Origin of the sequence: Rathayibacter rubneri (genome assembly GCF_023743255.1) — a bacterium.
In the GTDB taxonomy this organism is placed as follows: Bacteria; Actinomycetota; Actinomycetes; order Actinomycetales; family Microbacteriaceae; genus Rathayibacter; species Rathayibacter rubneri.
On record NZ_JAMRYM010000007.1, the window covers coordinates 36,587 to 60,898 of the forward strand.

The following is a 24,312-nucleotide window of genomic DNA, read 5'->3' on the forward strand; positions in this document are numbered from 1 at the left end:
TCATCCCTTGAAGGCGCCGGACATGAAGCCGCGGACGTAGTGGCGTTGCAGGAGCAGGAACAGGAGGACGCACGGCAGTGCGAGGACGACGACGCCGGCCTCGGTCGCTCCGTAGTCGACGACTCCCTGCACCTGTCCGCGGAGGTTCGAGATCGCGAGCGGCATGGTCATGCGATCGGAGTCGGTGATGAGGATCAGCGGCGCCATGAAGTCGTTCCATGCGGCGAGGAACGCGAAGAGGCCGACGGTGATCAGGCCCGGCTTCACGGCGGGCAGCAGCACCTTCCAGAGGACGGACCAGGTGGTGCAGCCGTCCATCTTCGCGGCCTCGTCGAGCTCGCGCGGGACGGCGTCGAAGCCGATCCGCATGAGGAACGTCGCGAGCGGCAGCTGGAACATCGTCAGGACCAGGGCGACTCCGACGAGGGAGTTCGAGAGGCCGACGAGGTTCAGCAGCACGTAGAGCGGGATCAGGAGGGTCGCGTAGGGGACCATCAGGATCGCGAGGGTGGCGAGGAAGAGCAGGTTCTTGCCGGGGAAGGAGAACCGCGAGAACGCGTAGCCGCCCAGCAGTGACGTGCCGAGGGTGAGGATCACCGTGAGTCCCGAGACGAGCAGCGAATTGCCGAGGTAGACCCAGATCCCCGCCTGGTAGTCGACGAGGGTGCCGTAGTTGCCGAGTCCCCAGCCGTCGGTCTGGCCGGTCCCGGCGCGCGGGGCGACGGAGGACACCGCGGTCCAGATCAGCGGGTAGAGGAAGATCACGGCGAGACCACCGGTGAGCACGTAGAACGGGGTCTGCACGGCGATGCCGGCGAGACGGGAGCCGCGCGGCCGGCGCGGCGACGGGGTGCTCGAGTCCGCGGTGGCGATCGCGCGGGTCGAGAGGCGGTCGATTTCGAGAGAGCTGGTCATCAGTCGTCTTTCTTGCCGAAGGAGCGGATCTGCACGATGTTGAGGATCACGAGGGCCAGCAGCACGATCACCGAGAGGGCGCCGGCGACTCCGAGGTCGTTCTGGCCCTGGAAGGCGACGCTGTAGATCAGCTGCACCACGGTGATCGTCGAGTTGTCCGGCCCGCCCTTGGTGAGGATGTAGAACTGCTCGAACGCGAGCAGCGATCCCGTGACGCAGAGCACGGTGGTCAGGGCGAGGGTGGGCTTGAGCAGCGGCAGCGTCACTCCGGTGAACGTCTGCAGTCGCGAGGCGCCGTCGATGCGCGCGGCCTCGTAGACCTCCTCGGGGATGCCCTGGAGGCCGACCATCATCAGCAGCATGTAGAAGCCGGCGAAGCGCCAGACGATCAGGAAGACCGTCGACCACAGCGCTCCCTCGGGGGTGCCGAGGAAGGTGATGCCCCAGCTCTCCATCAGACCGGCGAAGGGGCCGGCGAGGGGGGAGTAGAGGACGTAGAAGAGGAGCGAGGCGGAGGCGAGGCCGAGCGCGGTCGGGATGAGGAACGCGGTGCGGAGGAAGGTCTTCCAGCGGGTCGACTCCTGCACGATCAGCGCGAGCGCGAGGCTCAGCGACAGCAGGATCACGGTCGTGATGACCGTGTAGAGCAGGGTGAAGCGGACGGACGCCCAGAAGAAGCGGTCCGTCACGGCGTCGCCGAAGTTGGTGGGGAAGTTCACCCCGCGGTTCCCGGCGAGCAGCGGCCAGTCCGAGACCGACATCTGCAGGACGAGTCCGAGGGGGACGAGGAAGAGCAGCGCGACGAACAGCGCTGTCGGGGCGGCGTACGCCCAGCCGAGGAGTCCGGGGGCGCGGCGGCGGATCCGGGTGCGGCCGACGTCGCTGGCGGTGGCTGTCATCGTGTGCTGACGCTTTCTGTGGGGCGCTCGGGCCGGAGCCGGGGGAGGCGTCCGGCCCGAGCGGGCGGGTGGGGCGGCCTACTGACCGAGGATCGACGTGATGGCGTCGTTGTCGGCGTCGACGGACTCGCCGTCACCGAGGACCGCGTCGCGCACGAGGGTCAGCCAGGGGCTGCTGGGTGCGTTGAAGGCCTGCTGGAAGCTCGTCGAGAACGGGGTGTCGCCCTCGGACGCGACCTCGTTGATCGTGACCAGACGGGGGTCGAGCTCCGAGTACTGGTTGCTGGCGAGGTCCGAGCGCGAGACGACGTCGTTGTTCTTGGCGAGGACGCCGACCTGGGCGTCCTCCGACATCATCCAGTTGAGGAAGTTCCACGCCTGGGGCGACTTCTCGGAGTCCTTCGAGATGCCGATGCCGTCGCCGCCCACGAACGTGGAGCTGCCGCCGTCGGGGCCCGGGATGCCCGAGACGCCCGCCTCGAACGGGGTGGAGGAGAGCAGGGTGGCCGGGTAGAACTGCAGTCCGACCTTGCCCTCGGTGAAGCCGGCCGTCCAGGTCGGGCCTGCCTCGTCCTGCGAGGAGGGGAGCACCGCTCCGGAGTCCCAGAGGTCCTTCCAGGTGGAGTAGACCTCCTTGGCGGTGTCGCTGGCGAGGAGCGACTCGGTGCCGTCCTCGTTCATGACCTCGTCGCCGCCCGCCCAGATGGTGGGGAACCAGGTGAAGACGAGGCAGCCGCCGCAGTTGAGGCCGGTGGCGGTGCCGTAGGTGTCGGGCTTGTTCAGGGCCTGGATCGCCTTGGCGTGCTCGGCGAACTCGGCCATGTCCTTCGGGCCCTGCTCGGGGTCGAGGCCGGCCTCGGCGTACAGCTCCTTGTTCCAGAACAGCATCGAGAGGTCCAGGACGAAGGGGAGCGCGTACTCCTTGTCGTCGTAGGTGCCTGCCGCGAGGTGGCCCTCGTTGATCGAGTCCTTGAAGTCGAGGCCGTCGATGCTCGAGGTGAGGTCCTGGAACAGGCCCTGCTCGGTCCAGTTCGGCATGTAGACGATGTCGGCCGCGAACAGGTCGGGGAGTCCGTCGGAGCCGGCGGCGGCGCCGACCTTCGCGACGTAGTCGTCGTTGGGGACGACGGTCAGGTCGACCTGGTTCTCGTGGCTGGCGTTGTAGGCCTCGACGAGCGCCTTGGCCTGCTTCTCGAGCGGGGCGCGGGTCCACAGGGTGAGCGTGGTGCCGTCGTCCGTCCCCTCTGCGCCGCCGGCGGCCGGGTCGGCGGTGCCGCCTCCGGCCGAGGCCGAGCAGGCGGCGAGCGACAGGGCCATCGCTCCGGCGAGTGCGGCGGCGGCCAGACGGCCGAACCGACGATGAGTGACGTTCATCTTTCTCCTCATTGAGCTTCTGTGAGCCGACCTGGTGGGGGCTGGCGCCAGGTCGAACGAAAACACCGAAATGCGTTTCGCTCAGTAAAGACGACCCGATGCGCCACCGTCAAGAGTGCCGACTGTTACCGTTGCGTAACGGAGGCGAAAACATGGCGCAATCACGATCGTCAGGATCCAGGACCTCGACCCTGAGCGATGTGGCGAAGCTCGCCGGCGTGTCGATGGCCACGGCGTCCAAGGCCATCAACGGCCGCAGCGTGGCCCCGGCCACCCGGGTCAAGGTCATGGAGGCGGCGCGCGAGCTGTCCTTCACGCCGAACGCCCTCGCCCGCAGTCTCGTCGAGGGCCGGACCGGCACCGTCGGCATCCTCACGAACGACCTCGAGGGCCGCTTCGTCATCCCGATCCTCATGGGCGCTGAGGACGCGTTCGGCGCCGGCGCCGTCAATGTCTTCCTCTGCGACGCCCGGGGCGACGCGATCCGCGAGCAGCACCACCTCGCGGCGCTGCTCAACCGCCGCGTCGACGGGATCCTCGTCGTCGGCAGCAGCACGAACCCCCGGCCCTCGCTCGGGCACGATCTGCCGGTGCCCGTCGTCTACGTCTACGCGCCGTCCGAGGATCCGACCGACGTCTCGCTCGCCGCCGACAACTACCAGGGCGGTCGGCTCGCGACCGAGCACCTCTTGGGGCTGGGGCGTCGCAGGATCGCCCACCTGACCGGGGATCCGAGCTACCAGGCCGCGCAGGACCGCGCGCGCGGCGTCCGCGATGCGATGCGCGACGCCGATCTCGAGCTCGTGAGCGACGTGATGTTCTCGGAGTGGTCGGAGTCGTGGGGCCGCGACGGCACCGCGGTGCTGCTCGAGCGCCACGCCGACCTCGACGGCATCGTCTGCGGCTCCGACCAGATCGCCCGCGGAGCCCTCGACAGCGCCCGCGACCTGGGCCGGAAGGTGCCCGAGGACGTCGCCGTCGTCGGCTTCGACAACTGGCTCGTCCTGGCCACCAACGCGCGTCCGCAGCTGACGAGCATCGACGCCGACCTGCAGGAGCTGGGGCGCGCCGCGGCCCACCGCGTCTTCGAGGCGATCGGCGGTTCGCCCGCCTCGGGCACGCAGTACCTCCCGACGCGGCTGGTGATCCGCGGCTCGACGATCGCGCGGCGCTGACGGCCGGAGGAGCGACCGCTCCTCGGCCGGCGCGCGCATCCGGGTCGAGCGTCGCGACGACCTCCGCGACCCGAGCCCGGGCGGAGGCGCCCGGACCGCGGACCGGCCGCGGCAGGCACGTCGCGGAGGGGCGTGAGCGGGAAGGCGCCGAGTCCGGTGAGCACGGTTCTCCGTTCCGGGATCGAGGGGTCCGTCGAGTCTGACCCGTGCGCGGCGCGACGGTCGGGCCGGACGGCCCGGAGCGGAGGGGACCAGCCGTGGGCGCTCCCGGGGAGGAGTCGGTGTGCGGCGATGCGTCGCGGACGGCCGGGCCGCTGTCGCCGGATCCGCTTCCTGTGCGTCCCGTGTCCCCGTCTTGACGACACCGCACTGCGCGGTCTTTACTGTCGAAAGGCATTTCGCCTCTTTCGGCCGAAGGGCCGTCCGCCACCGTTCTCGCGAAGAAAGCTTTCGTGGATCCTCGGCGCCGCCCGCCTCCTCGGCCTCCTCTTTCCCATCGATGTGAAAGCAGACCCCATGACCCTCGTCCCCTCGTCCTCCTCGAGCTCCGGCCCCGGCCCCCGCCGCCGCACCGTCCTCCTCGGCGCGGCCGGCGCCGCCGGCACAGCGGCACTCGTCGCGAACGCCGCTCCGTCGTCCGCCTTCGCCCTCGGCCCCACCGCCGACCTCTCCTCGCCGGCCTTCGACTTCCGCGTCGACCGGGCCACCGGAGGCGTGTTCGTCCTCTCGGATCCCCGCGACGGGTACGGCACCAACTACGTCGCCAACCCCGACGTCCGCCCGATCTTCTCGGTCGACGACTCGCGCTGGACCGGCGACGCCGTCTTCTCGGTCCGCAAGGGCGCCGCGACCGGCGGGACCGCCATGGTCACCGGCCGCTCCGACGACATCCGCACGGTCTCGACCTCGGCCGACGCGGTCACGGTCGCCTACTCCGGCCGCGCCGCCGACGCCAACGGCATCCGCGACTTCGCCCTCACGCAGCGCTACCAGCTCACCGGAACCCTGCGCGACCGCGTCAGCTGGACGATGACGCTCCGCAACACCTCCACCGAGTCGCTCGAGTTCCTCGACATCGGCATCCCGTTCCTCATGAACGCCTGGTGGGACGGCGGCAACCAGACCGGCATCTACGAGAAGAACGTGGCCCGTCACTCCTTCCTCGGCCGCGACGGCTCGTACATCACCTGGCAGCGCCCGAACGGCGACGGCTCCACTCTCGTCCTCGTCCCGCAGGACGGCACCTCGCTCGAGTTCAAGGACAAGGCCCGCCCGGGCGAAGGGCCCTTCGCCGAGCAGGACCCGTCGTGGGAGGGGCTCGTCGAGTTCTACCTCCACTCCACGGCCGTCGTGCCCCGGCGCCGCAATCAGGCGGGGTCCTACCTGCCCTCGACCTCGCTCACGCTCGCACCGGGTCAGGAGAAGACCTACGGCTTCACCTTCCGCTGGGCCGCCGACGCGACCGACCTGCGCGACGTGCTCTTCGACTCCGGAGTCGTCGACGTCGTCTCGCTCCCCGGCATGGTCGTGCCGCAGGACACGAAGGCGACCCTCGCGCTGCGGGCCAGGGCCGGCATTACCTCCGTCGTCGGCCAGGCCGGACGCGGCGTCACCGTCGTGTCGAAGGGGACCCGCAACGGCTACTCCCTCTACGAGATCGGCCTGCCTCAGCTCGGAGCGAGCTCCGTCACCGTCACCTACGGCGGCACGAAGACCTCGGTCCTGCAGTACTACTCGATCGAGCCGATCGAGAAGCTGATCGGGATGCACGCCGCGTTCATCGCGGCCAAGCAGCAGGCGACGACCACCCGCGGCTACAACGGCGCGTTCCTGCAGTGGGACATGAGCAACCAGAAGCTCGTCACCTGGGACGACTACCCCGGCGGCGGCTGGAAGGAGTGGATGGCGGGCGGCTCGGACGACCTCGGCCACGCTCCGGCCGTGTTCCTGGCCGAGAAGAACATCGACGCCCCCGTCGCCGGCGAGATCGCCGCGGTCGACAAGTACATCGACACCTTCCTGCTGAGCTACCTGCAGGGGCGGAGGGACTCGGCCGGTCAGCTCACCTACCAGGTGTACCGCTGGTACGACGGCCGCGACGGCACCCCGAACGACCAGGGCGTCTGGCGCTCCTACAACTACATCCACATCGCGAACACGTACTACGCGATGTACCGGATCGCGCAGGGGCAGCCGACGCTGACCAGGCGGTCGGCGTCCGAGTACCTCCGGCTCGCGTTCAAGACGCTCGAGGCGATGTTCACGAAGATCCCCCTGCCCAGCCCGATCGGGGACGGCGCGATCAAGCACGGCATGATGGGCGAGCACACCTACCCCGACATCATCGCCGCGCTGCGCGCCGAGGGGATGGCGGCCGACGCCGACGCGATCGAGCGCTACCTCCTCCCCAAGCGCGACTTCTTCTTCGCCGAGAAGTACCCCTTCGGGTCCGAGATGAGCATCGACACCACCGGGTTCGAGGTCTCGTACCTGCTGGCGAAGAAGTACGGCAACCGGGCGCTGGCCGACAAGGTGCAGAAGGCCTCGCTGACCTGCCGCGGGATGCAGCCGCTCTGGTACTTCTACGGCTCCGACAACCGGCACATGGGCGAGTCGTGGTGGAACCTGGGCTACGAGTGCCAGCTCGGGGCGTGGCAGCAGCACGACTACCTCCTCACCTACGGCGACACCGCGAGCCGCGACTTCGCCGACTCGGTGCGCTCGACCAACGGCGCGTACCTCTCGGGCTGGGCGAACATCAACTCCGGTCAGATCAGCCCGCTCGCGGGCAACATCGGAGCGGCGTCGTGGATCTACCAGAGCGAGAAGGGCGCCAACGAGTACGGCTTCATGCCGATCCTCGACGGCTGGTGGGCCTGGTCGGGCGAGGCGGCACTGGGCTTCTGGGGCGGACTGCGCACCGCGACGGTGGCGGTCGTCGACGACCCGATCGTCGGCCCCTACGCGTACGGCGCCGACATGACGACGACGGCGACGGGCATCGTGCTCGTCCCGAAGGACGGCGTGCGCCGCCGGATGACGCTCTTCACTCTCGGCAAGCTGGACATCCGGATCGAGCGGGGCACCTACACGCGGGCCGAGATCCAGCAGCGCGGGGCCGACATCCGGCTCACCCTGCGCAACACCCGGGGCGCGGGCTTCGCTCCGAGGATCGACCTCGTGAACCTGCCCGCCGGGAGCTACTCCGTGACGGTCGACGGCGGAGCCGCGGTCGCCACCGTCCGCAGCGACGGTCGCTCCCCGGTGAGGGTCGCCGTGCCGACCACGAGCGCGGCCGCCCCGGTCGTGCGGATCGTCCGCGACGCGAACCTCGCGGCGACCGCCGCCGCCGCCGCGTCCTTCACCGCGAGCTGGAACCGCGTCACCGGTCTGAACGACGGCTCCGAGCCGCAGACCTCGCGCGACGTGGTCCCCGACGACAACGCCACGACGTGGGGCGCCTACCCGCAGGTGGGTCAGCAGTGGGTCCAGTACACCTGGGGTGCCGCGACCACGGTCCGCCGTCTCGCCACGTACTTCGTCGACAACCTCGACGCCTCCGGCACGGGCATCTCGGTGCCCTCGTCGTGGAGCGCCGAGTACTGGGACGGAGCGGCGTGGAGGCCGGTGGCCGCGCCGAGCGGCTACGGCACCGCGGCGAACGGCTGGAACACGGTGACGTTCGCGCCCGTCAGCACGACGCGACTGCGCCTGCTGCTGACCGCCCGGGGCACCGTGTCGGGCAAGGGGAGCCTCGGCATCAAGGAGTGGCAGGTCTTCTAGCCGCGCACTCCCCGCCCCGTGCTCCCCTCCTCTGAGGACGGGAGCGCGGGGCGGGGCTCCAGGGGCCGGTCCCCTCCGTTCGGGTCGGAGGGGATCGGCCGACCGCCGTCGCGGGGCAGGAGGAGTGGTCGCGCGTCGGGCCCTGCGCTGGACCGAGCGCCGGATCCGGGTCCACTCGTGAGCGCGCGGAGTCGTCGATGGACGCGATCCGGGCGCTGAGCGTGGTCGAGGTCCCGGTCCGCGACTACTCGCGCAGCTCCGGGTCCCGCGCGGTCCCGGCCGTCCGCTCGCTCCGTCCCGGACGCACCTGCAGCGTCGTGAACGGCGCCGACGGCAACACGAGCCGCGTCAGCGTGCTCGGCCCGCCGCCGAGGCGCACCTCGATCACCGCGGCTACCCTTCAGGCACGGTGCCGACCGCCGTGCCGCGTCCCGCCGACGCCGTCCGCACGAGCCGTCCGGTCCGGGAGGAGTCGGCCATGAGCGAGCGAGCGAGCGGGATCCTGCTGCGCGTCGGCGTCCTGCTCTTCGTCGCCGTCGTGGTGCTCGGGATCCTCGTCTTCGCCGCGCGCTTCGAGCCGTGGTCGTTCCTCCCGACGAACGGGGCACTCGGTGGAGTCACGCTCGTGCTGGGCACCTGGGTGCCGACCTGGCTGCAGATCGAGCTGGCCCTCACGGGAGCCGCTGTCCTCGCCACCCTCGTCGGCTTCTTCCTGCTGCCCGAGGAGGCTCCGCCGCGCGAGCAGGAGCCGCGATCGTTCCTCGCCGGGGCGGCGGCGTTCATCCTCCGTGTCCTCGGGTTCCTCGCGCTGGTGATCGCGGTGCCGCTGACGCTCCTCGTGACCCTGTTCCAGACCGACTCGTACCGGGTGCTCCCCGGCGCCGACTCCGCGGGCTGCCGGTACGTCGAGCGCGACTTCGCGGGCTACGGCATGGACGTGGGCGCGGTGCCGCCCGGGTCGATCGTCGTGGAGTGGCAGCCGTACACCTCCGAGTGCACGGGCGTCCCGGCAGATGGAACCTCCGTTGCCGGGGATCCTGCGCCGGCCTGAGGACTCGGTCCGCGTCGTCCCGTGATGCCGGGCGGCGAGTGGGTGCCGGCCGGGGCCTGCGCAGCATTGAGCGCCCGTTCGGTGTCGTCTCGCGAAGCCGATGTGCCGCGAGTCGACACCGTCCGGGGCGCAGCTGGTGTCGAGGGCCCGTTCGGTGTCGTCTCGCGGAGCGGGTACGGCGTGAGCGAGCGCCGTCCGGGGTCCGGCCGGTGCCGAGCGCCCGGTCCGTGTCGTCTCACGGAGCCGGAGTGCAGCGAGTCGACGCCGACCGGGGCCTGCGAGGAGCGGAAACCCCGTTCCGCGTCCACTCGTGGACCCCCGGTCTCCCGACCCGCCCGGGCGGCGCCCGCCCTCCGCGGCGCCGCTGCTCAGCGGGCGCGCCGCAGCAGTCCGATCCCCGTCACGATCTGCCACGCGGTGATCGCGTAGACGGCGATCCGCTCCCAGACCCCGTCGGGCAGGAGGTCGAGGCCCGCCGAGCCGGAGTCGATCCGGAGCAGGACGAGGCCCGCGAGCCCGAGCGCGCCGAGGGCGATGCTCGCGACGGCGTACCACGGCGCGCCCCGTCGGGCCGTGACGCCCGCGAGGATCGACGCGGTGTTGCCTCCGATGATCGCGAGCGCGGCGCCGAGGACGTGCAGCCCGCCGATCCCGCTCGCGGCGCTCGCCGCGCTCCCGTGCACCACGCCGATCAGAGCGCTGCCCACGGCGAAGGCGACCGCCGCACCGACGAACGCGGGGCGGGCACGGACGGCGCGCGCGGCGAGGACCGCGGCAGCGAGGTAGAGCAGGCCCTGCAGCACGAAGGCCGCGTTCATCACGGCGCTCAGCGGCGAGTCGATCGTGCGGCCCTGGTAGACCTCGACGTCCGGCACCCCGAGGTCGCTGATGTAGTTCGCCGCGTAGCTGTAACCCGGGAACGCGCCCGCGGCGATCGCCTCTCCGCCGACGTACACGATCGCGCCGAGGAGGAAAAGGACCCCGGCCGTGCGCCGGGGAGTCAGAGCAGGTCCCGGAGCGCCTCGAACGTGCGATCGGCGTCCTCGAGGTGCAGGTCGTGGTGCAGACCGGGGAGGCGGCGGACGCCCCAGCCGAGCTGCTCCAGCGCGGCGACGAGATCGTCGGAGACCACCGAGGGGGACTCGTCCGACAGCACGAGAGTCGACGGCACCGCCGGCGCCGCGGCGGCGAGCGGGTGGAAGGCGACGTCGCGGAACACCCCGACCGCCATCCTCCGATCGAACTGCGCCCCGGCCTGCTCGACGAGGGCCCGGGCGTCCGCGCCGAGGGGAGTCGCTGCAGCGCTGCGGCGCGCGCGGAGCGCCTGCGCCACTCCGAGGCTCAGCAGCGGGACGGTCCAGAAGAGGCGCCCGGCGAGGCCGGTGGTCGGCAGGGCGAGCTGGAATCCGGGGTCGAGGTAGACGGCGCGCTCTGGAGCGAGACGCGCGACGGCGCGGACGAGGACCGATCCGCCGAGCGAGTGGCCGACGAGGCAGTGGAGCCCGGCGGGGAGGCTCTCGACCAGATCGTCGGCCAGCGCCTCGAGCCCGTACGACGAGGCTCGGGCGCTGTCACCGTGTCCGCGCAGGTCGACCGCGGTCACGGTGAACCGGCCGTCGGCGATCATCCGGTCGATCAGCGGCTGCCACGTCGCTCCGCTCGCGCCGAGCCCGTGCACGAGCCCCACCGTGATCGGGCCGGAGTCGGACATCCGCGTCATCAACCGCATGGAGTCATCCTCCTCCGTCCCCGCGAGGGGAACGCGAGGGGAGCCGGCTCAGCGACCCGGCGGTGAGCTCGGGCACGTCCTCGGCCGGCACCCGCGAGGGCGAGAGGCGGCGGAGAGCCGACCCCGCCTCGTGCGACCGTCCCGAGCGCGCGCTGGATCGCGACGGCGTCGCGCGCGCGCAGGGCGCCCCGACTCAGGCGGCCCGTCGTGCCGCGAGGGTGCGACCGTGGTGCCCGGCGCGCTCCTCGGCGACGGCTCTGAGCTCCTCCGCGATGTCCGTGAACCGGTCCAGGCTCGGGTTGACTCCGACCAGGGTGAACTCGCGGGTGACGACCTCGAGGTCGAGCTCCCAGACGTCCTCGAGGATCCGGCGCATCCACGCGGTCGCGTGGTCCCATCCCTCCCGGGGAGTCCCGGCGGCGTAGTTGCCGCCCTGCACGGTGACGAGCACGGCCGGCCTGCCGGCGATCGAGGGGGTCCGCCCGGGAGCCATGCGCGGGTCCGTGAGCACGAGGTCGACGTACGTCTTGAAGTGCTGCGAGACGCCGAAGTTGTACAGCGGCACCGCGAAGAGGAGCGCGTCGGCTCCCTCGAGCTCGTCGGTCAGCGCGGCTGCCAGAGCGGCAGCCTCGTTCTGCGCGGCGCTCCGGGCCTCGGGAGGCGTCATCGATCCCGCCACCGCGTCCGACCACGAGGTCGACGGGAGGGGGTCGGAGCCGAGGTGGCGACGGACGATCGCGGCATCGGGGTGCGCGGCTCGCCATTCGCTCTCGACGATGTCTCCGAGAGCGCGGCTCGTCGACCCCTCGATGCGGATGCTGGCGTCCAGACGGAACAGGGACATTCTTCTCCTTCTCAGAACTCCGCTCGTGCGATCCGAGCGTGTTCGGGCTGTCGCCCCGCCGGTGGCAGGGTGGTGAACCGCTGTGGTTACCGGCAGTAACTGTGTACGCTCTGATCCCGTTACCGCAATCGAGCCCCTGTTACCCCGCGGTGACCGAAGGAGGAGCGATGTCCCACGGTGATCGGGGCCGGGCACTCCAGGAACGCCTCAGCGAGTCCATGCCCTCCATGCACCAGCTCTGCTCGGGGGAGTCGCCGGAGCTGTTCCGATCACTGATGTCGCGCATCGGCGACAAGTGGACCCTCCTGGTCATCGGCGTCCTCGGGAGCGATCGCCTGCGCTTCACCGAGATCGCCGACACGATCCCGGGGATCTCGCGCAGGATGCTCACGGTCACTCTGCGCGCCCTCGAGCGCGACGGACTCGTCTCGCGCACCGTGTACGCGCAGGTTCCGCCCCGTGTCGAGTACGAGGTCACCGATCTCGGACGCTCCTTGCAGACCGTCGCCTTCGCCGTCGGCGACTGGGTCGGGGAGCATCAGCAGACGATCGTCGAGAACAGGCGCGGCTTCGATGCCGCCGCCGACTCCGCTCAGCGAGGGCGGCAGGCGGACGAGCCGATCCCCGCGGCGCAGGGGCACTGAGCGACGGAGGAGATCCGTCCTCCTGTCTCCGTCGACGTCACCCCGCCGCCGTGCTCCCGCCCTCCCAGCCCTCCAGCTCGACGACCAGCTCCAGGCAGCGCAGGCGGGCGGGGGAGAAGTCGTACGGCAGCCTGCCGACGGCCTCGACCGCGCTCATCTCCCTCTCGCCCTCGACGCCGTCGGGATGCGCGGCGTCCCACTCGTCGAAGAGCGCCTCGTCGTCCCGGTCCTGGCCGGACGCCTCGATCACGGCCCGCAGCACCTGCTCGAAGGCGTACCGCTCGGCGGCGACCTGCGCGACGCGGGGGTCGTCGACGGCGACCGTGTCGTCGAGTGCCTCCTCGGCCGCGTCGACCCGGTCCGACTCCTCCCGCAGACCCGGATGGGTGGCCAGGGCGAGGAAGCGCCCCGCCTGCACGGCCGCCCCGAGCGGACCGAGGATCCGCTCGGTGACGAGCAGGGTGTCCAGGTCCGTCTGCCGGATCGACCCCTCGGGCACCCGCTCGAGACGGGCGGTCACGAGGTCCGAGAGCAGCCCCGCCCGGCTGCCGCTGCCGCGCATGCTCCGCACGGCGGCCCTCTGCCGCTGCAGCTCCGCCTCCTGCGCGGCGAGGCTCCGCTCGAGCCGCTCCAGCACCGCTCGCCCCGCCTCGGCGGGCGACGCGTCGGCGAACGCGTCCCGGATGTCGTCCAGGGCGATCCCCGCATCGGCCATCCGCCGGATCCACAGCAGCCGGACGATCTGCTCGTGGCCGTACCGGCGTCGGCCGTCCGCGCCCCGCTCGGGCTCCGGGAGCAGCCCGATCCCGTGGTAGTGCCGGATCGCCCGCGGAGTGGTGCCGACGAACGCAGCGGCGTCGCCGATCATGACCTGGCGCGGCGGGATGAGTGACGGGTGCATGGGGGCCTTCCTCGGGCGGACGTGAGTCCAGCGCACCACATGACGCTGCGGAAGGAGCAAGCCGGCACCCTTCACCCGTGAGAAGACCCGCTCGAGGTGAATCGACTAAAGACGCTGGTATGCTCTTTATCGCATAGAGAGGCGGCGACCGTGATTTCTCCAGGAGTCCTCCTTCGTGCCGCCCGCAAATCCGGGAACCTCACGCAGGACCAGCTGGCACAGCGGACGGGGGTGGATCAGGCCCGCGTCTCACGTTCCGAGCACGATCAGGAGAGCCCGCGCTTCGCCACCGTGGATCGGCTGCTGTCCGGATCGGGGCATCGGCTGTACGCGGCGCCCACGCGGCGCGACGACGCGGCGACGGCCGCGGTTCGGATCCGGGCCCGTCTCGAACGCGGCGATCGGCACGGAGCGCTGCGACATCTCCTCCAGCTGAACGACGACCTGCTCGCCGAGCGGGGCCTCGTTCGCGGCGTGCTGGCGGTGACGGCGCCCGAGAGCACGGGGCAGAAGGTGTGGGATGCGGCGATCGCCGCCCTCGTGTCGTGGCGTCTCGGTGAGGAGCACGTCCCGCTGCCCGGATGGGTCGCCGAGCCGAGTCGCAGGCTGCTCCGTTCTCGCGTGCTGAGAGTCGACCCGGCCGACCCTGCGCCGGCGCAGGGCGACGTGCCGGAGGAGTTCCTGCGGCACGGGGTGCTGGCGTGGCGCGACACTTTCGCGAGCGTCTGACGTGGCCCTCCTCGATCGGGACGACCTCATCGAAGCGCTCCGCGACCTCGTGGCCGAGCTGCGTGCCGCCGGAGAACCGGTGGGGCTGCGGATCGTGGGGGGCGCGGCTCTGGCGCTGAGGCACTACGAGAGAAGCAGTACGGCGGATGTGGACGCGTTGCACGTCCGGCCGGGAGCCGACGCCGCTGTGGCGGAAGCCGCAGATCGCGTCGGCATTCGCCGAGGCTGGGAGCGCGGGTGGCTGAACTTCGCGGTCACCGCGACGGGAGGGGAGCCTCTCCTCGGACGGACCCCGACCTGGGAGACGATCCACGACGACGGCCTCATCGTGATCCAGATCGCCGGCGCAGAGACCCTCCTCGCGATGAAGCTCCGCGCGAACCGTCCCGGGCGCGACACCGACGACATCCGTCAGCTCCTCGCGCTCTGCGACATCCGGACGATCGAGGACGCCGACGCGTTCTTCACAGACTTCTACCCGGGCGATTCCCTGTCCGAGCGAGCGTGGATCATCGTGTCAGCGATCCTCGAACAGGGTCCCCTCGTCACGCCGACAGCTCTAGGACCGATCGATCTCTCGACGTCGGATCGCTGAATCCCTGTCCGATCGCGTCGCGTTCACGACGGAGGAAGGATGCCCGGGGCCGCCCGCGGACACGCGTCCCGGACCTCGCCCGCGGCATCCTTCCTCCGTTGCGAACGCACCGTGTCAGACGGCCGTCATCCGCGAACCGTCCGCAGCGCTGCGCTCCACCGCGTCGAGCACCCGCTGCACCTGCAGGGCGTCGGCGAAGGACGGGGTCGGCGCGCGCCCCTCCGCGATCGCCGTCACCAGGTCGACGACCTGGTGGGTGAAGACGTGCTCGTAGCCCAGGCCGTGGCCGGTCGGCCACCAGTGGCCGACGTAGGGGTGCGACGGATCCGTCACCTGGATGCGGCGGAAGCCCTGCGCGTCGTCGGGGTCGGTGCCGTCGAAGAACTCGAGCTCGTTCATCCGCTCGAAGTCGAAGGCGATCGAGCCGCGCTCGCCGTTGATCTCGATGCGGTTGGCGTTGCGGCGGCCCAGTGCCAGACGCGTGGCCTCGAAGACGCCGAGTGCACCGCCGCTGAGGTTCGCGGTGAACGCCACCGCGTCGTCGACCGTGACCGGGCCGCGCTCCGCGTCCGCCTCCGCGCGACCGCCCAGCCCCGACTGCGTCGCGAGCACCGGCCGCTCCGTGACGAAGGTGCGCAGCACCGCAGAGACGGAGTCGATGCTCTGCCCGGTCAGCCACTGCGCCGTGTCGATGCTGTGCGCGGCGATGTCGCCGAGCGTGCCCGAGCCCGCCTTCGAGCGGTCGAGCCGCCAGGTCAGCGGGGCCTCGGAGTCGCTCAGCCAGTCCTGGAGGTACTGCGCCCGCACGTGCCGGATCTCGCCGAGGCGGCCGTTCTCGACGAAGCGCTTCGCCAGCGCGAGCGCGGGGGTGCGCCGGTAGCTGAAGCCGCAGGTCGCGGTGCCGCTGGCGAGGGACGCCGCCGCGGTCATCCTCTCCGCCTCCTCGACGGAGCGCGCGAGCGGCTTCTCGCAGAGCACGTGCTTGCCCGCCTCGAGCGCGGCGATCGCGATCTCGGCGTGCTGGTCGCCCGGAGTGACGATGTCGACGAGGTCGATGTCGTCGCGGGCGATGACCGCGCGCCAGTCGGTCGACCACTCGTCGGCGCCGAACTCGGCGGCGGCAGCACGCGTCCGGCCCTCGTCGCGGCCCGCGACCACGACCAGGCGAGGCTCGAGGGCGAGCGGGAAGAAGCGGTGCGCAGTGCGCCACGCGTGGGCGTGTGCTCGCCCCATGAAGGCGTGGCCGATCAGGGCCACGCGCAGCTCCGCCGTCACGACCGCACCTCCTCGAGCAGGTCGCCCGCGGGCGTCTGCAGCGGCACCGGCTCCGGCCGCTCGACCGGGCTCGCGATCGGCACGACGACGCCCTCGGCGCTCGAGCGCAGGATCGCGTCCATCACCTCGAGCACGTGCAGGGCGAGGCGTCCGGAGGCGCGCTCGGGGCGGTCGTGCCGCAGGGCGTCGGCGAGATCCGCCAGCCCCACCCCGCGGCCCGTGTCGATGACTCCGGCCGAGTCCTCCAGCGCCGACCACTCGGGCTCGTCGCGCAGCGACACCTCGACCGGGTCCGAGAAGTGGTTCGGATCGGGCACGGCCAGCGTGCCGGTGGTGCCGTAGACCTCGAAGAGCGGACTGCGGGTGCGCCAGACCTCGAAGCTCACGGTGAGCGTGGTGGTCGCTCCGCTCGCGTGCTCGAGCAGCGCGCTGATGTGGGTGTCGACCGCGACCGGCAGCGGCGTGCCGGCGAGCGGACCCGACTCGACCGAGCGGGCGCGGTCCGAGCGCGTCGCGACTCCCGAGACGCGGGTGACCGCGCCGAAGAAGTGCACCAGCGAGCTCAGGTAGTACGGGCCCATGTCGAGCAGCGGTCCGCCGCCCGGCTGGTAGTAGAAGGCGGGGGCCGGGTGCCAGCGCTCGTGCCCCGGCGCCGACCAGTGCACCTGCGCGGCGATCGGCGTGCCGATGAGTCCGGAGTCGAGAGCCCGGCGCGCGGTCTGGATCCCGGTGCCGAGCACGGTGTCGGGGGCGCTGGCGACCCGCAGGCCCAGGCGCTCCGCGAGGTCGAGCAGCGGGGCCGCCTCCACCGCGTCCAGGCCCAGGGGCTTCTCGGCGAAGACGTGCTTGCCGGCCTCGAGGGCGCGGGTGCCGATCCCGACGTGCGCCGCCGGGATCGTGAGGTTGAGCACGCAGTCGACCTCGGGGTCGGCGAGCAGCTCGTCGACGCTCAGGGCGCGGACGCCGTGCTCGGCCGCGACGGCGCGCGCCCGGTCGAGGTCGAGGTCGGCCACCGCCACCAGGCGCAGCTGCGGGAAGGTCGGCAGGTTCGCGAGGTACTGCTCGCTGATCTTGCCGACGCCGATGATGCCGACCCTCAGCGCGCCGCCCACAGCAGGCCCCTCTCGATGATCGTGCGGACGTTCGGATCCTCGAGCACCTCGACGCGGTGCCCGGGCGTCGAGACGAAGATCCGCCCGGCGCCCCACTGGCGGGTCCAGATCGCGGGCGAGGTGATGGGGCGGGTCCACGGGTCCCACTCCCGCACCTCCTGCGTCGTCGTGGCGAGCACGTCGAGGTAGTCGTCGTGCAGCACCCAGTACTGCTCGGTGACCAGGTCGAAGTCCGAGAGCCCCTGCGTGATCGGGTGCTCGGCCGCCGCCTCGGTCAGCGTGATGCGGTGCGGGCGGTAGTTGTCGGCCTGCTCGCCGGTGAGCTCGCTCGGGTGCTTGCCCGGGTGCGCGGCGAACTGCCCGCCGATCAGCTGCAGGTAGTCCGCGCTGCTGCGGAACGAGTCGGCGATGCCGCCGTGCCAGCCGGCGAGGCCCGTGCCCGCCTCGACCGCGGCGCGCAGCCCCGCGACCTCGGCGGCCTCGATCGTGCTCATGGTCATCGACTGCACGACGAGGTCGACGGTCGGCAGGTAGTCGGCGTCGGCGTACACGGCGGTCGACTCCTCGATCCGCACGTCGAAGCCGTGGGCCTCGAGGTGCGGGACGAAGAGCTCGGTCGCCTCGACGGGCTGGTGCCCGTCCCATCCGCCGCGCACGATCAGCGCGCTCCTGCGGGGTCGATCGGAGGTCATGGGTGTCCTTTCGTGGAGGGTCATCGACCGGCCAGGCTTCCGCCGATGCCGCCGACGCTGAAGTGCTTGTTGAGGAAGACGAACAGGATGATCGGCGGGAGCATCATGACGACGGCCACCGCCATCACCGGCCCCCAGTCCGTCGCATTCTGCTGGAAGAAGCTCTGCAGGCCCACCGGCAGCGTGTAGTTGCTGTCGGCGCGGAGGAACACGACCGCGATCAGGTAGTCGTTCCAGGCGAGCAGGAACGAGAAGATCGCCGTCGAGAGCAGCCCCGGGAGGGAGTTGCGCAGCACGATGCGGGTGAACGAGCCGAACAGGCTCGCTCCGTCGATCCAGGCGGCCTCCTCGAGTGCGATGGGGATGGAGTCGTAGTAGGCCGCCATCATCCAGATCGCCACCGACATCGTGCCGCCGACGTAGACGACGGTGACGCCCGCGAGCGTGTCGACGAGGCCGAGGTTCGCGAACAGGATGAACAGCGGGATGATCGCGGTCACGACCGGCAGCGACTGCACGACGAAGAGCAGCAGCGAGTAGCCCGAGACGAGGCGGTTGCGCGCCCGGCTGAGCACGTAGCCGGCCGGAGCGGCCACGGCGACCGAGACGACGACGGTCACGAGCGTGATCACCAGGCTGTTGGCCAGCCAGGTGGCGACGCTGGAGCGGCTGAACACGAGCTCGAAGTTCTCGAGCGTGAACGAGTCGGTGGTCGTCGAGCCGAGCGACGGCTGCGTCGACAGCACGAACACGGCGGCGATCGGGGCGAGGACCAGCAGGGTGATGACGAGCATCACGGTGAAGCGGAGCCAGCGGCCCCGGTCCTCGCGGTCGCGGTGCGTGCGGCCCCGGTCCGGGCTGCTGTGCGGCGAGCGGCCCTGCGCGGGCGACGTGCGGGCTGCGACGGCGGTCATTCGACGTCCACCTTCCGGATCTGGCGGTACAGGACGACCGAGACGACGACGAGCACGGCCGTCATCAGGAACGCGATGGCGACGCCCGGCCCGGTCTGGAAGTTCTGGAAGACCATCTGGTACGCGAGCACCACGAGCGACGTCGTCGCGTTCACCGGTCCGCCCCCGGTCAGGAGGAAGATCGTCGGGAAGTCGTTGACGCAGAAGATCGTCATCAGGATCCACGAGATGTACGTGGTGCGGGCGATCAGCGGCATCGTGATCAGCCGGAACGACTGCCAGGGCGTCGCTCCGTCGACCTTCGCCGCCTCGTAGACGTTGGTGTCGACCGCGGCGAGCGCGGACGAGATCATCATCATCATGAACGGGAAGCTCACCCACACCTTGAACACGCAGACCGTGATCTGGGCGAGGGCCGGATCGGCGAGGAAGAGCACGTCGCCGAAGCCGAGGGCCTTGGCGAGCACCGGCAGCGGGCTCTGCGGAGTGGCGACGAGCCAGTTCCACGACGTCGCCGACACCACGACCGGCACGATCCACGGCATCAGCAGCAGCACCTTGAACAGCCCGCCGGCCGGGATCCGCGTGCGCAGCAGCAGGGCGAGCCCGAGCCCGACCAGCCAGCTGCCGAAGACGCCCACGAGCGTGAAGGTCACCGTGAAGCCGACGGCCTGCGCGAACGCCGGCGACGTGAGCACGTCGACGTAGTTCCTTCCGCCGACGAACGGCCCCGCGTCGATCAGGCTGCCGTCGCGCAGCGACTGCACGAACGCGTAGACCACCGGATAGACGTTGATGAGGACCAGGAGGAAGACCGACGGCAGCGCGAACGCGAGCAGCGTCAGCGTGCGGGCGGTGAGCACCGGGCGGCGCCGGGAGCCGGCGGGCGCGGGCGTGCGGCGGGGACCGCCTCCCGACACGCCGACTCCGCGCCGGGCGTTCGCGAGGCCGCCGGCCCGCGCCGCCTCGGCGGACGGGCCGCCCACCAGGACGGGGGTCGACTCGCTCACGACGTCAGCGTCTTCTGCAGCGCGGTCAGCGCCTCCGTGGGGGAGGAGGAGCCGGACAGCAGCGCCTGCGCGAAGTCGGTCATGGGCTTGGTGCTGTCCACGAGCGTGACGTCGGCGAAGAGCGCGTCGTTGCCGGGTGCCGCCCACGTCCTGCTGATCGGCTGCCAGACGTCGATGGCCTTGGACGCGTTGGCGTCGGCGCGGAACTCGGGGGTCTCGGCGATCGACTTCAGCACCGGCAGGCCGATGCCCGTGCCCTGCGTCCAGAGCGGGGCCATGTTCTGGTAGTAGTACGTCAGGAACGCCTCCGAGCCCTCCTGGCTGGGGGTGTTCGTGTACATCATGATGTTGTTCGGGAAGTAGAGCGCCCCCTTCGTGCCGGCGGCGCTCACGAGCGGATCGCCGACCACGACGTCCTCGAGCAGGTCGCCGCCCAGCTGGTAGGCGAGGCCGGACCCCTCGAAGCCCATGGCGTTCTTGCGCGCCTTCCACTGCGAGTACATGTTGGTGGTCGAGTAGCCCGCGGCGCCCGGGTCGATGTAGCCCTTGGCGAGCATCTCGGCCACGAACTCCATCGCCTCGATGTTGGCGGGGGTGGCCGCGTTGGGCTTGCGCTCCTCGTCGAAGAGGCCGCCGCTGTTGTTGATCATGAGGCCGACGAGCATCTGCGCGCCGTTGCTCTGCGGACCGGCCGAGATCGCGAATCCGTACACGTCGTTCTTCTTCAGCGCCTCGCACGCGTCGAGGTAGGACTGCCAGTCGGTCGGCGGCTCGACGCCGGCCTCCTCGAGCAGGGACTTCGAGTGCCAGAGCACCCGCATGTCGAGGTTGTAGGGGACGGCAGCGTAGCCGTCGGGCGTCTTCATCGTGTCGAGCACGCCCGGGAGGAAGTCGTCGTAGAGGCCGTTGCCCTTCCAGCTCTCGAGCAGGTCGTCGGCGTAGGCGATGGCGCCCTGCTCGGCGAACTGGAACGCCTGGGTGCCGCTGCCGCTACTGACGGCGGGTCCGGTCTTCGAGGCGATCGCCGAGGCGAAGGTGGCGGTGAAGTTCGACCACTGCACGGCCTGGTAGCGGACCGCGGGCAGGCCGTCGGCCGGCGTGTAGGACGTCGCGATCTTCGTGTCGAGCGGCGTGTACTCCGAGCCTCCCCACGGCATGTTCCAGAAGTCGAGGGTGGAGCCGCCGCCGCCTCCTCCGGGGGAGCTGCAGGCGGCGAGGCCCGCGACCGCGGCGGCGGCGCCGAGGCCGCCGAGCAGGGTCCTGCGGGAGAGGAAGGAGGAGGGGGTGTTCGTGGTCACGGGCTGACCTCTCTGCGATGGCATCGCGTTCGACAGTGAACAAGTTGCGCAATCCGTGGAGCGTCTCCGTTGATCGCTTGCCCATAGTGCGGGGAGGATTTTGCTTCCGCAAGAACATATTGGGCGGAAGTTGCGCAAGCCGCCGGTGCTACCGTGTGGGCATGACGAGCAGCGGAGCCGTGTCGCGCAAGCCGACGATGGCCCAGATCGCCGAGGCCGCCGGCACCAGCGTCCCCACGGTCTCGAAGGTGCTCAACGGCGGCACCGACGTCTCGGACGCGACGCGCAGCCGCGTGATGGAGGCCGCGCACCACCTCGGCTACCGACGCGTCTCGAAGCTGCGCGCGGGAGGCGAGACCCGGCACGCCCCGCGCATCATCGACGTCGTCGTCGGTCACCTCGACGGAACCTGGATCAGCCGCGTGCTGGCGGGCATCGAGGAGACGGCGGCCGCCTCCGGAGTCGACCTCGTGCTCACCGTGGCCCGCCGCGACAGCGACTGGATCAGCCGCCTCCTGCGCCGCCCCTCGCTCGGCGCGATCGTGGTGCTCGTCGACACCACCTCGGCGCAGCTGAACCTGCTCACCACCGCCGACATCCCGGTCGTCGTGGTCGACCCGATCAGCCGCCCGCCGCTGGACGTCGCGAGCATCGGAGCGACGAACTGGAACGGCGGCAGGATGGCCGCCGAGCACCTCCTCGCCCTCGGCCACCGCCGCTTCGCGATCGTCGGCGGCACCCGCACCCACCTCTACAGCAGCGCCCGCATCGACGGCTTCACCAGCGCCCTGCGCGAGGCCGGCCTCGACGTGCCGCGCGACCGGATCCTGCACTGCGACTGGGACCGCCGCCGGGCCAGCGCCGCCGCGGCGACCCTCCTGGCCGCGTCCTCGCGCCCCTCCGCGGTGTTCGCCTGCTCCGACATCATGGGCCTCGGCGTGTACGACGCGGCCCAGGAGCTCGGGCTCCGGATCCCCGACGATCTCAGCGTCGTCGGCTTCGACGACGTGCGCGAGTCGGCCTGGGCGGCGCCGCCGATGACCACCGTGCACCAGCCGATCGCCGACATGGGCGCCGCGGCGTTCCGGATGCTGCTGCAGGCCCACCAGTCGGCCGTGCCGCTCTCACCGAGCACCCGCGCCACGCGCATCGAGCTAGAGACGCGCCTGATCGAGCGGGCGTCGACCCGGAGGGTGTGACGGCGCGACCGGCCGCGAGCCGGGCTCTGGGCGGGGTCCGTGCCCGGGCACCGGGCGCGCCGAGTGGACGCGAATCGGGCCCCGCGCACGCGGTGGTCCCCGTTCCGCGTCGAGTCGCAGCAGGTGGGCTCGTCCAGTGGTCGCGATCCGGGCCGTGCGCGGGCTCCAGTGCCCGTTTCGCGTCCACTCGTGCTCGGCGGGCTCATCCGGTCGTCGCGATCCGGGCCCTGCGTGCGCTCCGGGGACCGTTCCGCGTCCACTCGCGACCAGCGGTCGTGACGAGTGGCCGCGTTCCGGGGTCTGCCCGGCCTCCGGAGACCGTCCCGCCGCGCCCCGGCCGGGGTCAGCTCCGAGCCGACGTCGCGTGCTCCCCGTGGGCGTGGTCCGCCGAGGCGAGGCGGTGGTGGCGGGGCGAGGAGTCGACCGAGTGCTCGGCCTGGGAGATCGCGTCGGTCACGAGCTGCCGGGCGTGCTCGTCGACGAGCCGGTAGAAGACGCGGGTGCCGTCGTGGCGGGTGGTGACCATGCGGGCCAGGCGGAGCTTCGCGAGGTGCTGCGACACGGCGGTCGGCGCTTTCTCGACCAGTGCGGCGAGCTCGGTGACCGAGCGCTCGCCGTCGCGCAGCGCGAGGATGATGCGCACGCGGGTGGCGTCGGCGAGCATCGCGAACACCTCGACCGCGAGTTCGACGTACTGGCTGTCGTGGTCGGCCGGGGAGCGGTCTTCGTCCATGCGCCGATCCTGTCACGCCCGCCGCCCGGGAGCGGTTCTCCCGCCGGTTATCTGCATGTCTATGCAGGTATAGAGTGAAGGATCCCGAGGTCAGGAGCCGCCCCGTGCTGTCCGTTCTGCGCTCCCGCGCCTACCGCTCGCTGTTCGCCGCCCAGGTGATCGCGCTGATCGGCACGGGTCTGCTCACCGTCGCGCTCGGCCTGCTCGCCTACGATCTCGCCGGTGCGCAGGCGGGCGCGGTCCTCGGCACGGCGCTGACGATCAAGATGGTCGCCTACGTCGGCGTCGCTCCCGTGATCGCTGCGCTCGTGCACCGGCTGCCGAAGAAGGTCGTCCTGGTCAGCGCCGACCTGATCCGCGCCGCCGTCGCGCTGTCATTGCCGTTCCTGACGGACGTGTGGCAGATCTACGTCCTGGTCTTCGTCCTCCAGGCCGCATCCGCGACGTTCACGCCCGCGTTCCAGTCGCTGATCCCGGTGGTGCTCCGGGATGAGCGCGAGTACACGAAGGCGCTCTCACTCTCCCGTCTCGCCTACGACCTCGAGGCGCTGGTCAGCCCGATCCTCGCGGCGGTCCTGCTGACGGTGATCAGCTACAGCAACCTCTTCCTCGGCACCGTCATCGGATTCCTCTGCTCCGCGATCCTCGTCCTGATGACGAGGCTCCCCGGACAGCCGGAGATCGCCGACCCCGGGAATCTGTGGCAGCGCACCACCGCGGGGGTGCGCGTGTTCGCCCGCACCCCGTCGCTGCGGTTCCTGATGGGCTTGAACCTGACCGTCGGCGCCGCGACCGCCCTCGTGCTGGTCAACACCGTCGTCTACGCCCGCGATGTGTTCGCGCTCGACAACTCCAGCCTCGCGCTCGCGCTCGCCTGCTACGGCGGCGGCTCCCTCCTGGTGGCCGTGAACGTGCCACGGCTGATCGAGCGGTACGGCGATCGGAGGGTCATGCTCGGCGGCAGCGCCTTCGCGCTCACCGGCCTCACCCTTGCCGTCGCGATGACCCTGCTGTCCGCGATGTGGGCGGGCGCCTGGTGGCTGCTCCTGGGGACCTGGGCGGTTCTCGGCGCGGGGAACTCGCTGATCGGCACTCCGTCGTCGCGGTTGCTGATGCGTGCGGCGACCGAGCAGAACCGCAGCGCGGTCTACACCGCGCAGTTCTCCCTCTCCCACGCCTGCTTCCTGATCACCTACCCCCTCGCGGGTTGGATCGGCGCCGTCAGCCTCATCGGCGCCGCGGTCGCGCTCCTGGTCCTCGCCCTGGTCGGCGCTGTCCTGGCCCGCCGCTCCTGGCCCGCCCGGCTGCCGACGGAGCAGGCCGCCGCGCTGCAGCCGGCCCCTGCGCGGAGCAGGCCGTGACCGCCGTCGCGCAGACCAGCGCGGCGCGCAGGCTGCGAGCAGCACTGGTCCTGGGAGTGGCGATCCTGATCGGCGTCCT

22 protein-coding genes are annotated in these 24,312 nt (G+C 71.3%); 8 read left to right on the forward strand and 14 right to left on the reverse strand.

All coding sequences use genetic code 11. From position 1 onward, the window contains the following. The 3 genes from NB037_RS03795 to NB037_RS03805 form a co-directional block, all read right to left on the reverse strand. On the reverse strand, positions 1-915 hold the full coding sequence (locus tag NB037_RS03795; RefSeq protein WP_251943833.1) for a carbohydrate ABC transporter permease: 915 nt from the start codon (positions 913-915) through the stop codon (positions 1-3). After that, positions 915-1,814 carry a carbohydrate ABC transporter permease gene (locus NB037_RS03800; RefSeq protein WP_251943836.1) on the reverse strand — a complete coding sequence of 300 codons (900 nt, stop codon included), beginning with the start codon at positions 1,812-1,814 and terminating at the stop codon, positions 915-917. Before NB037_RS03800 ends, NB037_RS03795 begins: the two co-directional genes overlap by 1 nt. A gap of 78 nt (positions 1,815-1,892) precedes the next feature. After that, on the reverse strand, positions 1,893-3,188 hold the full coding sequence (locus NB037_RS03805) for an ABC transporter substrate-binding protein (RefSeq protein WP_251943838.1): 1,296 nt from the start codon (positions 3,186-3,188) through the stop codon (positions 1,893-1,895). A 200-nt stretch (positions 3,189-3,388) separates the two neighbouring features. Between NB037_RS03805 and NB037_RS03810 the strand changes: the two genes are divergently transcribed. The 3 genes from NB037_RS03810 to NB037_RS03820 all read left to right on the forward strand — a co-directional run bounded on the left by NB037_RS03810 (position 3,389) and on the right by NB037_RS03820 (position 9,197). Beyond that, positions 3,389-4,363: a LacI family DNA-binding transcriptional regulator gene (locus NB037_RS03810; protein WP_308202041.1), complete on the forward strand. Its 975-nt coding sequence runs from the start codon at positions 3,389-3,391 to the stop codon at positions 4,361-4,363. A gap of 516 nt (positions 4,364-4,879) precedes the next feature. Beyond that, entirely contained in the window at positions 4,880-8,146 is a 3,267-nt protein-coding gene (locus tag NB037_RS03815; RefSeq protein WP_251943842.1) for a DUF5695 domain-containing protein, read from the forward strand. Positions 8,147-8,624: 478 nt separating this feature from the next. Next, entirely contained in the window at positions 8,625-9,197 is a 573-nt protein-coding gene (locus tag NB037_RS03820) for a hypothetical protein (RefSeq protein ID WP_251943844.1), read from the forward strand. Between the two features lie 368 nt (positions 9,198-9,565). Here the strand turns inward: NB037_RS03820 and NB037_RS03825 are convergent, their stop codons facing one another. The 3 genes from NB037_RS03825 to NB037_RS03835 all read right to left on the reverse strand — a co-directional run bounded on the left by NB037_RS03825 (position 9,566) and on the right by NB037_RS03835 (position 11,770). Continuing rightward, positions 9,566-10,153, reverse strand: a complete 588-nt coding sequence (locus NB037_RS03825; RefSeq protein WP_251943846.1) for a DUF998 domain-containing protein — start codon at positions 10,151-10,153, stop codon at positions 9,566-9,568. Positions 10,154-10,197: 44 nt separating this feature from the next. Continuing rightward, positions 10,198-10,926, reverse strand: coding sequence for an alpha/beta hydrolase (locus tag NB037_RS03830; protein WP_251943848.1), 729 nt, complete (start codon positions 10,924-10,926; stop codon positions 10,198-10,200). A gap of 193 nt (positions 10,927-11,119) precedes the next feature. Further along, a complete protein-coding gene (locus tag NB037_RS03835) occupies positions 11,120-11,770 on the reverse strand; it encodes an FMN-dependent NADH-azoreductase (RefSeq protein ID WP_251943850.1) in 651 nt (216 codons plus the stop codon). A gap of 167 nt (positions 11,771-11,937) precedes the next feature. On the opposite strand from NB037_RS03835, the gene NB037_RS03840 reads away from it, so the two are divergent. Continuing rightward, on the forward strand, positions 11,938-12,414 hold the full coding sequence (locus NB037_RS03840) for a winged helix-turn-helix transcriptional regulator (protein WP_251943853.1): 477 nt from the start codon (positions 11,938-11,940) through the stop codon (positions 12,412-12,414). A 37-nt stretch (positions 12,415-12,451) separates the two neighbouring features. On the opposite strand, the gene NB037_RS03845 is transcribed toward NB037_RS03840, so the two are convergent. Next, positions 12,452-13,315, reverse strand: a complete 864-nt coding sequence (locus tag NB037_RS03845; RefSeq protein ID WP_251943855.1) for a MerR family transcriptional regulator — start codon at positions 13,313-13,315, stop codon at positions 12,452-12,454. Between the two features lie 150 nt (positions 13,316-13,465). On the opposite strand from NB037_RS03845, the gene NB037_RS03850 reads away from it, so the two are divergent. Next, the gene (locus NB037_RS03850; protein ID WP_251943858.1) at positions 13,466-14,044 is read left to right on the forward strand and encodes a helix-turn-helix domain-containing protein; all 579 of its coding nucleotides are present in this window, start codon (positions 13,466-13,468) and stop codon (positions 14,042-14,044) included. A 1-nt stretch (position 14,045) separates the two neighbouring features. Then, positions 14,046-14,639 carry a hypothetical protein gene (locus NB037_RS03855; RefSeq protein ID WP_251943861.1) on the forward strand — a complete coding sequence of 198 codons (594 nt, stop codon included), beginning with the start codon at positions 14,046-14,048 and terminating at the stop codon, positions 14,637-14,639. A gap of 114 nt (positions 14,640-14,753) precedes the next feature. Here NB037_RS03855 and NB037_RS03860 read toward each other — a convergent pair whose 3' ends face one another. From NB037_RS03860 to NB037_RS03885, 6 genes are all read right to left on the reverse strand, one after another. After that, positions 14,754-15,914 carry a Gfo/Idh/MocA family protein gene (locus NB037_RS03860; protein ID WP_308202042.1) on the reverse strand — a complete coding sequence of 387 codons (1,161 nt, stop codon included), beginning with the start codon at positions 15,912-15,914 and terminating at the stop codon, positions 14,754-14,756. Then, a complete protein-coding gene (locus NB037_RS03865) occupies positions 15,911-17,026 on the reverse strand; it encodes a Gfo/Idh/MocA family protein (RefSeq protein ID WP_251943863.1) in 1,116 nt (371 codons plus the stop codon). Before NB037_RS03865 ends, NB037_RS03860 begins: the two co-directional genes overlap by 4 nt. Next, positions 17,011-17,718, reverse strand: coding sequence for a ThuA domain-containing protein (locus NB037_RS03870; protein WP_251943866.1), 708 nt, complete (start codon positions 17,716-17,718; stop codon positions 17,011-17,013). The genes NB037_RS03865 and NB037_RS03870 overlap by 16 nt, the downstream gene beginning before the upstream one ends. A 20-nt stretch (positions 17,719-17,738) precedes the next feature. Beyond that, positions 17,739-18,632, reverse strand: a complete 894-nt coding sequence (locus NB037_RS03875; RefSeq protein WP_251943868.1) for a carbohydrate ABC transporter permease — start codon at positions 18,630-18,632, stop codon at positions 17,739-17,741. Further along, complete coding sequence (locus NB037_RS03880) at positions 18,629-19,471, reverse strand: carbohydrate ABC transporter permease (protein ID WP_372490691.1); 843 nt, start codon at positions 19,469-19,471, stop codon at positions 18,629-18,631. The genes NB037_RS03875 and NB037_RS03880 overlap by 4 nt, the downstream gene beginning before the upstream one ends. A gap of 167 nt (positions 19,472-19,638) precedes the next feature. Next, positions 19,639-20,940 (reverse strand): ABC transporter substrate-binding protein, encoded by a 1,302-nt coding sequence (locus tag NB037_RS03885; RefSeq protein WP_251943873.1) that lies wholly within the window; start codon positions 20,938-20,940, stop codon positions 19,639-19,641. A gap of 161 nt (positions 20,941-21,101) precedes the next feature. On the opposite strand from NB037_RS03885, the gene NB037_RS03890 reads away from it, so the two are divergent. Continuing rightward, positions 21,102-22,139 carry a LacI family DNA-binding transcriptional regulator gene (locus NB037_RS03890; RefSeq protein WP_251943875.1) on the forward strand — a complete coding sequence of 346 codons (1,038 nt, stop codon included), beginning with the start codon at positions 21,102-21,104 and terminating at the stop codon, positions 22,137-22,139. Between the two features lie 343 nt (positions 22,140-22,482). Here the strand turns inward: NB037_RS03890 and NB037_RS03895 are convergent, their stop codons facing one another. Further along, the gene (locus tag NB037_RS03895) at positions 22,483-22,872 is read right to left on the reverse strand and encodes an ArsR/SmtB family transcription factor (protein WP_251943877.1); all 390 of its coding nucleotides are present in this window, start codon (positions 22,870-22,872) and stop codon (positions 22,483-22,485) included. Positions 22,873-22,976: 104 nt separating this feature from the next. Here NB037_RS03895 and NB037_RS03900 point away from each other — a divergent pair, with 104 nt between their 5' ends. Beyond that, a complete protein-coding gene (locus tag NB037_RS03900) occupies positions 22,977-24,233 on the forward strand; it encodes an MFS transporter (RefSeq protein WP_251943879.1) in 1,257 nt (418 codons plus the stop codon). Positions 24,234-24,312 lie beyond the last annotated feature (79 nt).

What these genes read in the sequence shown, in the direction of transcription:
- NB037_RS03895 (WP_251943877.1), bottom strand. Translation starts at nt 22,872, where the DNA reads ATGGACGAAGACCGCTCCCCGGCCGACCACGACAGCCAGTACGTCGAA.
- NB037_RS03795 (WP_251943833.1), bottom strand. Translation starts at nt 915, where the DNA reads ATGACCAGCTCTCTCGAAATCGACCGCCTCTCGACCCGCGCGATCGCC.
- NB037_RS03815 (WP_251943842.1), top strand. Translation starts at nt 4,880, where the DNA reads ATGACCCTCGTCCCCTCGTCCTCCTCGAGCTCCGGCCCCGGCCCCCGC.
- NB037_RS03835 (WP_251943850.1), bottom strand. Translation starts at nt 11,770, where the DNA reads ATGTCCCTGTTCCGTCTGGACGCCAGCATCCGCATCGAGGGGTCGACG.
- NB037_RS03890 (WP_251943875.1), top strand. Translation starts at nt 21,102, where the DNA reads ATGACGAGCAGCGGAGCCGTGTCGCGCAAGCCGACGATGGCCCAGATC.
- NB037_RS03875 (WP_251943868.1), bottom strand. Translation starts at nt 18,632, where the DNA reads ATGACCGCCGTCGCAGCCCGCACGTCGCCCGCGCAGGGCCGCTCGCCG.
- NB037_RS03830 (WP_251943848.1), bottom strand. Translation starts at nt 10,926, where the DNA reads ATGCGGTTGATGACGCGGATGTCCGACTCCGGCCCGATCACGGTGGGG.
- NB037_RS03840 (WP_251943853.1), top strand. Translation starts at nt 11,938, where the DNA reads ATGTCCCACGGTGATCGGGGCCGGGCACTCCAGGAACGCCTCAGCGAG.
- NB037_RS03820 (WP_251943844.1), top strand. Translation starts at nt 8,625, where the DNA reads ATGAGCGAGCGAGCGAGCGGGATCCTGCTGCGCGTCGGCGTCCTGCTC.
- NB037_RS03805 (WP_251943838.1), bottom strand. Translation starts at nt 3,188, where the DNA reads ATGAACGTCACTCATCGTCGGTTCGGCCGTCTGGCCGCCGCCGCACTC.
- NB037_RS03845 (WP_251943855.1), bottom strand. Translation starts at nt 13,315, where the DNA reads ATGCACCCGTCACTCATCCCGCCGCGCCAGGTCATGATCGGCGACGCC.
- NB037_RS03870 (WP_251943866.1), bottom strand. Translation starts at nt 17,718, where the DNA reads ATGACCTCCGATCGACCCCGCAGGAGCGCGCTGATCGTGCGCGGCGGA.
- NB037_RS03800 (WP_251943836.1), bottom strand. Translation starts at nt 1,814, where the DNA reads ATGACAGCCACCGCCAGCGACGTCGGCCGCACCCGGATCCGCCGCCGC.